Genomic DNA, 13658 nt, shown 5'->3' with positions numbered 1-13658 from the left:
CATGGACAAGTTGGCAGAGGGAGCCGGACCGCAAGCCCCGTCGCCCCCCTCCATATCCGCGACAGCCGTGTTCGAAGGCACCGAACCCGTCGCCGCGGCACGGGACTTCGCCCGCTCGTTCTTGCTGGAGGTGCGGGACGAGCACCGGATCCCCGTGTCCGACCGCGCGATGAGCACGGTCGAGCTGGTGGTCAGCGAGCTGATCACCAACACCCGCAAGTACGCACCCGGCCCCGGCGGACTGGGCCTCCACGTCCGGGACGGCTGTGCGGAGGTGACCGTCTCGGACGGCAACCCCGACGCGCCCGTGATCCTCCCGCCCGACCCCCGCCGAGTGGGCCGGCACGGCCTGGAGATCGTCGCGGCCGTCTCCAGGAGCCTGGAGGTCCACTGCGAACCCGCCGGAAAGCGGATCACCGCGACCATCGGCCTGGCCGACGCCCCCGGGGCCCTACTCCTTGCGGCCCGTCACGGCGACGGTGACGCCCAGGCCGATCATCGTGAGGCCGCCGACGCCTCCGACGGCGGCGAGCCTGCGCGGTGAGCGGGCGAACCAGGTCCGGCTGGTGGCCGCGGCCACGCCCCAGACACTGTCGGACACCACCGCGATGACGTTGAAGACCAGCCCGAGCAGCAGCATCTGCGCCGTGACGTCCCCCTGGCCCCGGTCGACGAACTGGGGCAGCACCGCCGCGAAGAACACGATGGTCTTGGGGTTGGCCACGCCCACGACGAAGCCCTCCCCCAGCGTGCGCAGACTGCCGTACGCGGGGCCGCCGCCGCCCAGCGCCGCCTGCAGCGAGCCGCGCCCCCGCACCGCCTTGACGCCGAGGTAGACGAGGTACGCGGCGCCGACGAGCTTGAGCGCGGTGAAGACCAGGACCGAGCGCTCCACGACGGCCCCGACACCGAGCGCCACGGCCACGACGAGCACGTAGGCGCCGAGGGTGTTGCCGACCACCGTGGTGAGGGCCGCGCGCCGGCCCTGTGCGAGGGCGCGGCCGATCACGAACAGCACGCTGGGGCCGGGGATGACGATCAGCAGGAAGGACATGGCCGCGAACGCCAGCAGTCGGTCGGTGGACACCATGCGCGCATGAAAGCACGGGGTGGGGGCGGCCCGCCCGGGAATTCCGGGCGGGCGCGGGCCACCGCCGCCCCGCCGCGCACATCACCCGTCCGCGTGACGGGCACGGTTCCGGGCCCGCGGGTGCGGCAGGGTGGGCGCATGCAGCTGCGCCGGTCCCTGCCCCTGCCCCTGACCCTTGCCGCGCTCGTCCTGGCCACGGGTTGCGTGACCGTACGTCCCGCCGTGCCGCCCGAGGCGCCGCGGCCGCTCCCCGGCCCGGCCCGTCCGGAGCCCGCCCGTCCGGAGCCCGCCGCCTGGCCGTTGGGCCGGCTCCCGAGCCCCGCCGAGCCCGCGCCCGCGGTTCCGGCCGCCGCTCCCCCGGCCCCGCCCTCGGCCCCGGACGCCCGGAGCGTTCCGGGGCGGGCGGACGCGCCCGGTTCCCGGCCCGCAGCCCGCCCCGCAGCCCGGCCCGCAGCCCGCCCCGGTGCCGCCGCGGCCGAGCCGCGCCGCCCGCGCCGGGCCAAAGCCGTGAAACCCGCCCGCCGGACCGCGGCGGCGGCCCCCGCCAAGTCCCGCAAGCGGGCGCCGGTGAAGGCCGGTTCCCGGCCCGCGCCGCGGCGGACGTACGACATGGCGCCGCTGTGCGAGGCCGCCCGGGGCACGGTATCGCCGTCGATCGTGGCCCTGTGCCGGTAGCGGGCGGCGGATATGGTTCGGAATCGTGAGGCGGACGACTCGGGAGCGGAAGACATGAACGACGCGGGAGTGCGGGCGGCGTCGGCGGCCGTGCGGGCGCTGAAGGAACTGGCGCAGCAGCGGGCGGACGAGGTCGAGCTGTTCGACGGGTTCACGGACGCGGAGCTGGACGGCTGGAAGGTCCCCGTGCCGGACGACGTGCGGACCGTGCTCCGGGAGATCGGCGGGCTGGAGACCGAGGAGCACGAGTACCGCTTCGGGCCGCGCGGACGCGCGGTGTTCGGTGACGGCTACTGGACCCTCGGCGAGATCGACTTCGGCGAGGGCTCGCTGATCGTCGGGGTCGGAGCCGAAAGCTGGGGTCCCGTCGTGGGCGTCAACGCGTCGGGCTACGACCCGGACGTCACCGTCCGGGCGGCGGATTTCGTGGGCTGGCTCGCCGGCGTCACCGAGCGGCTGGCCGCCGGGGCGGAGGAGCAGCCGCGGGCCGAGCACGCCGCGGCGGCGACCTCCAGCGTCGAGGTGGCCGAAGGGACCGACGCCGAACTCGCCGCGCTCGTCGGGCGCGGTGATCCGCTGACCGACCTGGTGGACCTGCGCACCCTGCCCGGCTACCCCTGCTCCGTGGTCTGGGAGCCGTACTTCTCCACGGCGCACAACACCGCCGACACCGGCAGCAGCGAGGTCCAGTTCCGCATCGCGGGCGACGGCCGCGCGCTCCTGCTGCGCAGCGTGGTGAGCGGCGACTTCCTCGGCCGGGCCGTACGGCGCCACACCGTTCCCGTGGACGCCGCCGGGCGGGCCGTGGCCGAACTGCGGGAACTGGCCGTACGGCTCCCCGGATTCGTCGGGCTCGAACCGGGCTGCGCCGACGCCGACATGGACGGCTGGGGGGTCCCGGTGCCCGAGGACGTCCGGGGCGTGCTCCGCGAGGTCGGCGGGGTCACCGTGACGGGGCTGCCCGCGCTGCGGCTGCTCCCCGGGGGCCCCGAGCACGCGGTGGACGCCGAGCTGCACCGGATGCTGGGCGGTGACGGAACGTACTGGCCGGTGGCACGGATGGACTCCGGCCGCAAGGGCGTCCTCGTACAGATCCGCCTCGACCGGGAGAGCGGGCGGTGGGGGTACGCCGTCTCGGTGTCGACCAGCCCCAAGGAGCTGCGGGAGTACCCCGAGGTGACGCTGGTCGCCGAGTCGCTGCCGGACCTGCTGATGACGTACGCCCGGCTGGCCCGGCAGGCCGCGGAGCGCGCCGACCTGGCGGGCCGCGTCGCCTGTGACTCCCGGTGGATGCAGCCCAACACCGGCGAGCCCTGGCCGCGGCCCGCGCCCGTGCGCGAGTGGGCCGGCGCCACCGACCCGCTGCTCGCGGCGGCCGCCGAGCTGCCGGAGGGCACGCACGCCGCCGACTTGCGGGAGGTCCCGATCCCGAGCGACCTCTGCTTCTACCGGGCGGCGGGCTGGCCGTACGCGGCCCGGCTGGACCGGTTGCACTTCGCCGAGGGCGGCCGGCTGGCCGCGGCGGTGCCGGTCGGCGGCTGACGGGCGGGGCGACGCGTGCGACACGTGCGACGTGCGCGACGTGCGCGACGGGGCGACGGCGGAGCCCGGCGGCGGGGTTAATCGGTGGCCGCTCCCGGGACCGGATACCTAGAGTGACGGGGCCCCGGATCGTCGAGCAGGAGCGGATCATGCGCACGCACTACCCCCGTACGGCACATCTGCCCTGGTCTCCCGGGGCCACCGCGGACGACGTGCGGGCCACCGGGCCGGGCGGCATGGCCGGGCGCGAGGTCGTGGTGACCGAGAAGCTCGACGGGGAGAACACCACGCTGTACGCGGACGGCCTGCACGCGCGGTCGCTCGACTCCGCGCACCATCCCTCGCGGGCGTGGGTCAAGGGCCTCCAGGGCCGGATCGGCGCCGGGATCCCGCCCGGCCGGCGGGTCTGCGGGGAGAACCTGTACGCGCGGCACTCGCTCGCGTACGAGGACCTGGACAGCTGGTTCTACGGCTTCTCGGTGTGGGACGGCGAGCACTGCCTGGACTGGGACCGGACCGTGCGGTTCCTGCGCGGTCTCGGGGTGCCCACCCCGCGCGTGCTGTGGCGCGGCACCTACGACGAGCGCGCGCTGCGCCGGCTCAAGGTCGACACGGCCCGGCAGGAGGGGTACGTCGTACGGACCGTGGACGGCTTCGCCCGGCAGGACTTCGGGCGGTGCGTGGCGAAGTGGGTGCGCGGCGGCCACGTACAGACGGACGCGCACTGGATGTTCGCGACGGTGGTTCCCAACGGGCTGGGCCCGGCGGCTCCGTTGTGGGCGGTCCGGTCCGGGGCCGAGGCCGACGTGGCGGGGCTGCTGGGGGCGGTGGGGATGACCGCCGACGGGGCGGGGGTCCCGGCGGACTCCGGGGACGCCTGGGCTGCCGGGGCCGCCTCGGTTGCCGGGGCCGCCCGGGGCGCCTCGGTTGCCCGGGACGCGGGGAACGCTGGGAACGCAGGGGGCACCCCGCTCGCCGGGGGCGCCGACCTCGCCGGGGCGGTCGCCGAGGTGACGGCCCGTGTCGACGGGTGGGGCCGTACGGGCGAGGACCGGCTGGCCGGGGTGCTGGCCGCCGTGCTGCACGGTGCGCCGCGGGCCCGGATCGCCGCCCGGCTCGCGGCGGGGCCGCTCGGGATGCCGCTCGCGCGCCGGGTCGCCGACCTCGTGGGGCTGTACCCGTACCTCCAGCGGCCGTTCCCGGAAGCGGAGCGGCGGGCCGGGCTGGTGCGGTTGTCCGCGGCGGCCGATCTCGGGGTGCTGCACGCGCTCGCGGGCACCCTGGTCCCCGGCGGGGACGCGGACGGCGCCGCGGCGCGGGAGTGCACCGAGTGGTCGGCGCTGTGTGCCGAAGAGGCGGGGCTGCTGGGCACGGACCCGCTCCGGTCCCTGCGGGCGGCCCTGCGCGAGTCCCTCGCCGGGCTCGGGGCGGACGCGGCGGACCGCTGCTGGGCCGAGGCGCGGCGCGCGTTCGCGCAGGGGCGGATCTTGGGCCCCGGGGCCGGGGCGGGCACGGGCGCGGGCACGGGCGCCGAGGAGGCCGTGGCGGCGACCTGGCGGTGGCGTGACGGATCGTTTCCCCGCCTGGTGCAGTTGTCCGGTCCCTCGGGCAGCGGCAAGAGCACCTTCGGCCGGGCTCTGCCCGGCGTGGACACCTGCATCAGTCTCGACGACCTGCGCGGCGCCCGGGGGTCGCGGGCGGACCAGCGGGCCAACGCGGCCGTGCTGAGCGAGGGCCTGGACCGGCTCGACGCTGCCCTGGCCCGCGGCGGCACGGTGGTGTGGGACGCCACCTCGCTCACCGACCAGCAGCGCGGGCTCGCCGGCTCAATCGCCCGGCGCCGCGACGCCCTGGTCACGCACGCCGTGGTGCTCGTCGGCGAGGAGGAGCTGGTGCGCCGCAACGCAGGGCGCCCGCACCCCGTGCCCCCGCAGGTGCTGAGCTCGCAGCTCCACCGGTTCAGCCCGCCCTACCCGGGCCAGGCGCACCGTACGTGGTACATCGGCGCGGGCGGGCACGTCGAGGACACGGCCGGCAGCCTGGCCGCGAACGGCGGGGACCACTGATGCGGACGAGCGAGGAGCTGTACCACCAGGTCCGCTGGGACCCCCGGTTCGACCCGGCGCGGTTCGTGCTCGGGCTGCTCCAGCGCGGGGCCGCGCCGAAACGCGTGCCGCTGCCGTCGTTCGTGCCCGGCGGCGACATCCCCTGGCACCGCGTGCTGTTCGTCGAGGCGGACGGCGAACCGGTGTGGGACCGCGCCACCGGCCTGGACCGGATCGACGCGACGTCGGCGGGGCGGGTCCGCGACCCCCGGCTGCTGCGGGCGCCGTTCTTCACCGCCCGCACCCCGTACGCGTGGGATCCGGCGGGCGGCGGCGCGTGGCGGCCGGCGGAGGCCGGGCCGCGCCGCGGGGCGGGCGCCCCCGACCGGGTACGGCTCCTGACGTGGAACACGCTCTGGGACCGGTACGACGCCCCGCGTATCGCCACTGCCCGGCGCAGGCCGCTGCTGCTGGCCGACCTCGCGGCCGCAGACGCCGACGTCATCGCGCTCCAGGAGGTCGAGCCCGAACTGCTCCGCATGCTCCTGGCCGCGCCCTGGGTGCGGGCCGCCTACGCCGTGGGCACGGATCCGGCCGGTCGGGACGTCGCCGAGCACGGACTGCTGGTACTCAGCCGGCTGCCCGTACGGGAGGCCGCGGCGCACGCGCTGGGCCCGCACAAGGCGGTCACCGCCGTGGCGGTGGAGACCTCGGCCGGCCCGCTGGTCGTCGCCGCCACGCACCTGACCAGCGACCACACCCAGGACGGGCACGCCCGGCGGGCGGTCGAACTCGCGCTCCTCGCCGAGGGGTTCGGCGGGGTCACGGCCGAGGCCGGGGCAGGGGTCGCCCTGCTGGGCGACTTCAACGACGGCCGGGCCGGGGCGGACGGGCCGGCGGCGGCGCTCGGCATGCGGGACGCCTGGAGCGAGGTGCACGGGGCGGCCGACGGAACTGCGACGTTCGACCCGACGGCCAATCCGCTCGCGGCGGTCGGATCCCTGTCGGGTCGGGCCGCACGGCTGGACCGGATCCTGCTGGGGTCGGCCGGAGCCCGTGTGGAGCGGGCCGGGCTGCGCGGGGACGCGCCCGGTCCGGAGGGGCTGTTCATCTCCGACCACTACGGGGTGGAGGCCACGGTGGAGTTCGGGGCGGGGGAGGCCGGAGGTCCCGCGCGGCTCGGCGTACCGGCGACGGCTCGGACCGCGGTGGCCTGGCTGCCGCCGGAGGACCCGCGGGTGGCGGACCTCCGGCGCAGGCACGATCCGGGGGTCGACCGGTGGCCGGCGCACGTGAACCTGCTGTTCGGCTTCGTACCGGAGCACTGTTTCGAGGAGGCCCTGCCCCTGCTGGCGGAGGCGGCCGCAGGAGTACCGGAGTTCACCGGGCGCACGGAGGGCGTGCACAGCTTCGGACACCGCGAGGACGCCACGGTGTGGCTCGATCCGGCGGCGGCCGGTGCGGCGCCGTGGCAGGAGCTGCGGCGGACACTGGTCGAGCGGTTCCCCGGGTGCCGGGGGCGCGCCGACGCGGAGCGGGGCTACACCCCGCACCTGACCCTGGGGCGGAGCCGGGACCCGCAGCGCCTGCTGGCCGAGTGCGAGGCCCGGCTCGGCGGCATCGCGTCCGTGCGGGTTGGGGAGCTGGCGGTGCTCTCGCGGCGCGGGGACGGACCGATGCGGGTGCGGGCGACGGTGGCGCTGGGTACGGGCGAGGTGCGGTGGACGGCCGAGCCGGTGGATCGGGGCGGGCCCGAGCGGGCGACCGGCGACTTGGCGGCCGCCGAGGAACGTGCCCGGGCCGTGGCCGGGCGGGTGGCGACGGCCCTCGGTGACGGGCTGGTCCGGGTCGCCGGGTCGCGGCGCATGCGCTGCGCGCTCTCCCGGGCGGATCTCGACCTGGTGGCGGCCCTTCCTGGGACTCCCGAACTGGACGATGTACGGCGCAGGTTGACGGCGGGGCTCCCGGAGGCGGAGCGGACGCGGGAGGTGACCGGCGCCCGGGTGCCGGGGCTGCGCTTCCGCGTGGGGCCGCTGGAGGTGGACCTGGCCGTGGTGGGCTGCGGCCCGCTGGAGCCGGCGCGGGCGCTCGCGCGGCGGGCCGAGCTGGGCGAGGCGGCGGCCGTCGCGCTGAGCGCACTGAGCGACGCCGACGCCGTACGGGACGCCACGGGGGCGGAGCACACCGCCGCGTTCACCCGGCTGGCCCGGGAGGTCAAGGCGTGGGCGCGCGCCCGGGGGCTGGACTCGGCACCGTTCGGCGGGCTGCCCGGCATCGCCTGGGCGGTGCTCGCGGCGCGCACGGTGCGGGAGGCGGGCCCGATGGAACCCGCCTCCCTGCGCCGGGAGTTCTTCGCCACGTGGGCGGCCTGGGACTGGCGGGACCCGGTGGCCCTGTTCCCGGAACCGGCCCGGTCGCCGCTCGGCACGGGTGCGGTGACCGTGTTGACGCCGTCGGAGCCGGTGCGCAGCTGTACCGCCCAGGTGGGGCCCGGTATGCGCGATCTGCTGGTACGGGAGCTGTACCGGGCCTGGGAGGCGCTGGAGGCGGACCCCGGGGCCTTCGACGCGGTCCTGGCCGCACCTCCGCTGCACCGCCGGCACGCCGCGTGGGCGGTGGTGACGGTGCGGACGCCGGCCGCCGGGGGGTTCGAGGACGCCCTCGGCCGCACGCGGGGCCGGCTGCGGGCGCTGCTCGTCACCCTGGAGGAGGCGGGCGTCACGGAGGCGCACGCCTGGCCGCGGCCCTTCGAGGCGGGGCCGGGCCTGGTCCGGTACGCGGTGGGCCTGGGCTCGACCCCGCCGGACGCCGCGCGGCTGGCCCGGCTGGCGGCGCCCTGGTCCTCCGGCCTGCCGGGGGTCGAGGTCACCTGGGCCCCGGGCGGAGACGTCCCGGACCTCCCCTGAGCGCCACTCCGCGCCGGGGTGCCCGCGTGGACCGATGCGGGCTCCAGGGGACCGGCCGCCAGGGCTGCCAGGGGCGCCGGTCGGTCGGGGGCCGGGCACGCGGGGAGCCCGGCGCCGGGGCACCCGTGCGAAGCGGCCGGGGTGGTGGGTTCCGGCGACCGCGCGGAGGCGCGAGCGGCACGGTGCTCCGGGAAGGGATCCGGCCCTGACAGCAGTGCGGCGCGCGGCCGTGGCATCCGCTTCGGCGCTTGCCGCTGGAAGTGCCGTTCTTGGCCCTCACGAGACGTCAGGCGGCGCAGTCGGTGCCGTGGGGAGCTCAGCGGGAGACGCGGGACGGCTGAGAGAGGTCCTGGCCTACCGGTGGTTGCGCTTCGGGCTGCGGGAGGCGGCGGAGCCGGTGGGCGACTCGTCCACCGACCCGGGCACGTACCTGCGCCGGCCGCGCGGCCTGCTGGAGCGGCGTGATCACGCCGACGCCGTCGTGGCGGTCATCGAAAGGGAACTCAAGACCCGGGCGAAGGGCCCGAAGGTGACACCGGAGCAGCAACTCGAGATGCCCGGCGCACGGCTGTACGACGCGATCGGCCGCGCCTGCACCGCGACACGGCGCACCGCGACACGGCGCACCGAGCCGCGGCGCACCGAGCCGCAGATCGCCGTGCAGATCCCGGACGGTCTCGGGGAAACCGCAGAAGGTCCTCGACACCGGGGCCGACACCGACTGATCGCGACGGGACCGCGGTGGAACCGTCGGCGGTCGTGCGGGGCATCGGCCTGCCGGCCCGGCGCCGTGCGTGGCCGCCGCGGCGAACCTGCCGTTCGAGGACCGCTCCTTCGACGTCGCGATGGCCGTCTCCACCGTTCACCACGGGCAGGACCCGATGACGGGGCTGCGCGAGGTGCGGCGCGTGGCTCACCGCGTGGTGGTGTTCACGTTCGACCCCGACGAGCCCGCATGGCAGGACCGGTTCTGGGCCACCCGCGATTACCTGCCCGAGTGCGCCACCGCCCTCACGGGGGTTTCCCTCGCTCGCCGGGACGGCCGAGGCGATCGGCGTAGGCGCGCTGAACCGGTGCCCGTCCCGTGGGACTGCACGGACGGTCTGTCCGAGGCGTACTTGCGCCGAGCGGGTCCGTATCTGAAGGAACATGTGCGCTGTGTGACGCCCGTGTGGACGGAGGCCGGGCCGGAGGCCGACCAGCGGGCGGCCCGAAGCCTCGGCGACGACCTCGGCTCGGCAGACCCCGGCGTCCGCCGGGTCGGCGGTGACGTGTCCCTCGTGCCGGGGCCGGGACGCTCCGCGGCCACCCCGTCGGCCCTCCGTCCCGTCCGGGTCAGCGCGCCCGGCGAGGACCGCGTCGCCGCGGCGGGCGCCGGCCGCGTCGACCGGAATCGGAGGTTGAGCCCCGTCTTTGTCCTCACCGTGGACGACGTCATGTTCGGTGCCGTCCCGGTGACGCTGGACCGACAGCATGGCGCATGCGGAACTCCTGAACATGCGGACCTGCCAGGCCGCGGGCCGAACGCACGGGGCAGCCCCGCACCCGCACCCGCACCGCAGGCGATCCGCGGAACGGCTCTCCCCCTGCACGAGCCGTTCCGCGGACCGGCCCGGGTACCGGAACGGCTCTCCCCCTGCACGAGCCGTTCCGCGGACCGGCCCGGGTACCGGCCTGCGGCGGGCCGGGCCCCGAGGGCGGTGGCAGAGCAGCCCGCGGCGCGCGTCCACAGCGACGACTAACGAACGCACGTCGCCGCAGCGGCCCACGGCTCGGACACTTCCCGAACGCTTCCCCGGGCTCCGCCCCGCCCAGCGGGCGCGGCGGGACGGAGCGGTCAGGAGCCTCAGTACAGCGCTGCCGGGTTTTTTCGTCAACACTTTTCACAAGGATTGAAGAAACTCCAAGTTCACAGCCCTGATGCGTAATTGACAGACCGTTTGACCTTCAGTTCATGAACGCTCAAACCCTTGACGGCCTCCTCTGCGGGCAGTTCACTCACGCTTCGATCCCCCCGGATCCCCGACGTCAGGAGCACCCCGCATGCCCCTTCTCTCCGACCGCCCGCCGCGCCTCGCCGTCGCGGCGCTCGCCGCGGCGCTGGTCGCCGCCCTCCTCGTGCTGCTGCCCGGCACCGCCGCCCACGCGGCCCCCGTCCTGCTGTCGCAGGGCAAGCCAGCCACCGCCTCCAGCCTGGAGGGCGCCGGCACCCCCGCCGGGGCGGCCGTCGACGGCAACAACGGCACCCGCTGGTCCAGCCAGTTCGCCGACCCGCAGTGGATACAGGTCGACCTCGGCGCACCGGCCCAGCTGAGCCAGGTCGTACTGCGCTGGGAGGCCGCGGCCGCCAAGGCGTACCGCGTCGAGCTGTCCACTGACGGCTCCAACTGGTCCACCGCCTACTCGACCACCGCCGGCGCGGGTGGCAACGTCACCCACGACGTCACCGGCACCGCCCGGTACGTGCGGGTGTACGGAACCCAGCGCACCACCGGATACGGCTACTCCCTCTGGGAGTTCCAGGTCTACGGCACCACCGGCACCGGACCGGTCATCCCCGGCGGCGGCGACCTCGGACCGAACGTGATCGTCTTCGACCCGTCGACGCCGAACATCCAGGCCAGGCTGGACCAGGTCTTCGCCCAGCAGGAGTCGGCGCAGTTCGGCTCGGGCCGCTACCAGTTCCTGTTCAAGCCCGGCACGTACAACGGGCTCAACGCGCAGATCGGCTTCTACACCTCCGTCTCGGGCCTCGGCCTGAATCCCGACGACACCACCATCAACGGCGACGTGACCGTGGACGCGGGCTGGTTCGGCGGCAACGCCACGCAGAACTTCTGGCGTTCGGCGGAGAACCTCGCCTTGAACCCGGTCAGCGGAACCAACCGCTGGGCGGTCTCGCAGGCCGCGCCGTTCCGCCGGATGCACGTCAAGGGCGGGCTGAACCTCGCCCCGAACGGCTACGGCTGGGCCTCCGGCGGCTACATCGCCGACTCCAAGGTCGACGGCCAGGTGGGCAACTACTCGCAGCAGCAGTGGTACACCCGTGACAGCTCGATCGGCGGCTGGTCCAACGCGGTGTGGAACCAGGTGTTCTCCGGTACCCAGGGCGCACCCGCGCAGTCGTACCCGAACCCGCCCTACACCACCCTGGACACGACCCCCGTCTCCCGTGAGAAGCCGTTCCTGTACCTGGACGGCGCCGACTACAAGGTCTTCGTCCCGGCCAAGCGCACCAACGCCCGCGGCACCTCCTGGGGCAACGGCGCGCCGCAGGGCTCGTCGATCCCGCTGAGCCAGTTCTACGTCGTGAAGCCGGGCGCGAGCGCGGCGACGATCAACGCGGCGCTGGCGCAGGGCCTGCACCTGCTGTTCACGCCCGGGGTCTACCACGTCAACCAGACCATCCAGGTCAACCGCCCGGACACCGTCGTGCTGGGCCTCGGCCTCGCCACGATCGTCCCGGACAACGGGGTCACCGCGATGAAGGTCGCCGACGTGGACGGCGTGAGGCTCGCCGGCTTCCTGATCGACGCCGGCACCGTCAACTCGCCCACCCTGCTGGAGGTCGGCCCGGCCGGCGCCACCACGGACCACGCGGCGAACCCGACCACCGTCCAGGACGTCTTCATCCGGGTCGGCGGCGCCGGCGCCGGCAAGGCGACGCTCGGCATGGTGGTCAACAACCACGACACGATCGTCGACCACACCTGGATCTGGCGGGCCGACCACGGCGACGGTGTGGGCTGGGAGACCAACCGCTCCGACTACGGGTTCCGCGTGAACGGCGACGATGTGCTCGCCACCGGGCTGTTCGTCGAGCACTTCAACAAGTACGACGTGGAGTGGAACGGCGAGCGCGGTCGCACGATCTTCTTCCAGAACGAGAAGGCGTACGACGCGCCGAACCAGGCCGCGATCCAGAACGGCGCCATCAAGGGCTACGCGGCCTACAAGGTGGCCGACTCGGTCAACACCCACGAGGGCTGGGGCCTGGGCAGCTACTGCTACTACAACGTGGATCCGACGATCCGTCAGGAGCACGGGTTCCAGGCTCCGGTGAAGCCCGGAGTGAAGTTCCACGACCTCCTGGTCGTCTCGCTCGGCGGCAACGGCCAGTACGAGCACGTCATCAACGGCATCGGCGCCCCCACCTCGGGCACCTCGACCGTCCCCTCCACCGTCCTCTCGTTCCCCTGATCCACCCCTGACCCCCGGAAGACGCGGGGCGGCCCGGCGGCCGCCCCGCGTTTTCCGGGCCACCTGAGAGAGCGCTCTCCCACCACCCCGCCCCATCGAAGGAGCCGCAGAAATGACACTCCGACCGCGGACCCTGTCCGCCTTACTGGTCTCGGCGGCCCTCGCCGTGACCGCTGCCGCCGGCCTCGGCGGACTCGCCCTGACCGCCCAGGCCTCCCCCGACGGCGGCGCGGCCGTCCACACGACCATGAACCACGCCGCCGTCGCCCCCCTCGCCACCGGCGACGACCCGGACGGCGACGGCTACATCCCGGCGGTTCCGCAGGTCACGGGGGTCGCCCCGTCCTGGGCGAACCCCCCGGACCGGTACTTCCACGAGTTCCAGGCCAACTGCGCCGTCACCAGGACCGCGTCCGACGACCCGATCGTCTACGCGGGCCGTCCCGGCGCCTCCCACAACCACACCTTCATGGGCAACACCTCGACGGACGCCTTCAGCACCACCGCCTCGCTCAGCGCGGGCGGCACCGCCTGCACCGCCCCCGGCGACCTCTCCGGGTACTGGATGCCGACGCTCTACAACGGCAACCAGCCCGTGCTGCCGACCGGACCGCAGGTGATCTACTACAAGACCGGCGTGACCGACTACAAGAGCGTGCGCCCCTTCCCCAAGGGCCTGCGCTTCCTCGTCGGCAGTCCGACGCAGACGGCGGCCGAGTTCCGCGGCCACCGCGGCTGGGTCGAGGGCTGGGAGTGCGGCGAGAGCTTCAAGAACACCGAGATCCCCGCCCACTGCCCGCCCGGAAGCCAACTCAACATCCGCATGCAGTCGCCCAGTTGCTGGAACGGCACGTTCCTGGACACCCCTGACCACAAGGCGCACATGGCCTACCCGGTCGTGAAGCCCGGCAACAACGACAACGTGTGCCCGGCCAGCCACCCGGTCGCCGTCCCCATGGTCGAGTTCAAGATGGCCTTCCCGGTCAGCGGTGACATGTCGCAGGTCCGGCTCTCCAGCGGGAGCGGGCACTCCTTCCACTACGACTTCTTCAACGCCTGGGACGACCGGACCCTGAAGGCGCTCGTCGACCACTGCATCCGCGGCGGGCTCCAGTGCAACGCCCGCGGCTACGACGAGACCCACCCCGCGGCGGGCGCCGCCCTGGGCCCGGACTACCGGCTCCCGTGACCCCCTCCCCC

The 13658-nt window shown here is 75.0% G+C and carries 8 protein-coding genes and 1 pseudogene; 8 read left to right on the top strand and 1 reads right to left on the bottom strand.

What is annotated here, in order from left to right:
• Position 1 precedes the first annotated feature (1 nt).
• Positions 2-544: an ATP-binding protein gene (locus ACFWTC_RS04810; RefSeq protein ID WP_383933174.1), complete on the top strand. Its 543-nt coding sequence runs from the start codon at positions 2-4 to the stop codon at positions 542-544.
• Here the strand turns inward: ACFWTC_RS04810 and ACFWTC_RS04805 are convergent.
• Positions 452-1090 carry a LysE family translocator gene (locus tag ACFWTC_RS04805; protein WP_383933176.1) on the bottom strand — a complete coding sequence of 213 codons (639 nt, stop codon included), beginning with the start codon at positions 1088-1090 and terminating at the stop codon, positions 452-454. The two genes, ACFWTC_RS04810 and ACFWTC_RS04805, sit on opposite strands and share 93 nt — an antisense overlap.
• Before the next feature lie 138 nt (positions 1091-1228).
• On the opposite strand from ACFWTC_RS04805, the gene ACFWTC_RS04800 reads away from it, so the two are divergent.
• From ACFWTC_RS04800 to ACFWTC_RS04770, 7 genes and pseudogenes are all read left to right on the top strand, one after another.
• Complete coding sequence (locus ACFWTC_RS04800) at positions 1229-1765, top strand: hypothetical protein (RefSeq protein WP_384026265.1); 537 nt, start codon at positions 1229-1231, stop codon at positions 1763-1765.
• Positions 1766-1819: 54 nt separating this feature from the next.
• Entirely contained in the window at positions 1820-3307 is a 1488-nt protein-coding gene (locus ACFWTC_RS04795) for a hypothetical protein (protein WP_384026268.1), read from the top strand.
• A 149-nt stretch (positions 3308-3456) separates the two neighbouring features.
• Positions 3457-5373 carry an RNA ligase family protein gene (locus ACFWTC_RS04790; protein WP_384026270.1) on the top strand — a complete coding sequence of 639 codons (1917 nt, stop codon included), beginning with the start codon at positions 3457-3459 and terminating at the stop codon, positions 5371-5373.
• On the top strand, positions 5373-8258 hold the full coding sequence (locus ACFWTC_RS04785; RefSeq protein ID WP_384026273.1) for a poly(A) polymerase: 2886 nt from the start codon (positions 5373-5375) through the stop codon (positions 8256-8258). Before ACFWTC_RS04790 ends, ACFWTC_RS04785 begins: the two co-directional genes overlap by 1 nt.
• A 316-nt stretch (positions 8259-8574) precedes the next feature.
• Positions 8575-9496 (top strand): annotated as a pseudogene (locus ACFWTC_RS04780) (methyltransferase domain-containing protein); the annotation flags it as partial.
• A gap of 805 nt (positions 9497-10301) precedes the next feature.
• Positions 10302-12458 carry a discoidin domain-containing protein gene (locus tag ACFWTC_RS04775; RefSeq protein WP_383929144.1) on the top strand — a complete coding sequence of 719 codons (2157 nt, stop codon included), beginning with the start codon at positions 10302-10304 and terminating at the stop codon, positions 12456-12458.
• Positions 12459-12570: 112 nt separating this feature from the next.
• Complete coding sequence (locus ACFWTC_RS04770; RefSeq protein ID WP_383929141.1) at positions 12571-13647, top strand: DUF1996 domain-containing protein; 1077 nt, start codon at positions 12571-12573, stop codon at positions 13645-13647.
• Positions 13648-13658 lie beyond the last annotated feature (11 nt).

It is taken from the genome of Streptomyces sp. NPDC058619 (assembly GCF_042717785.1).
Taxonomy (GTDB): Bacteria; Actinomycetota; Actinomycetes; order Streptomycetales; family Streptomycetaceae; genus Streptomyces.
The sequence above is the reverse complement of the archived record's forward strand: the minus strand, read 5'-3'. Positions and strand labels throughout refer to the sequence as shown.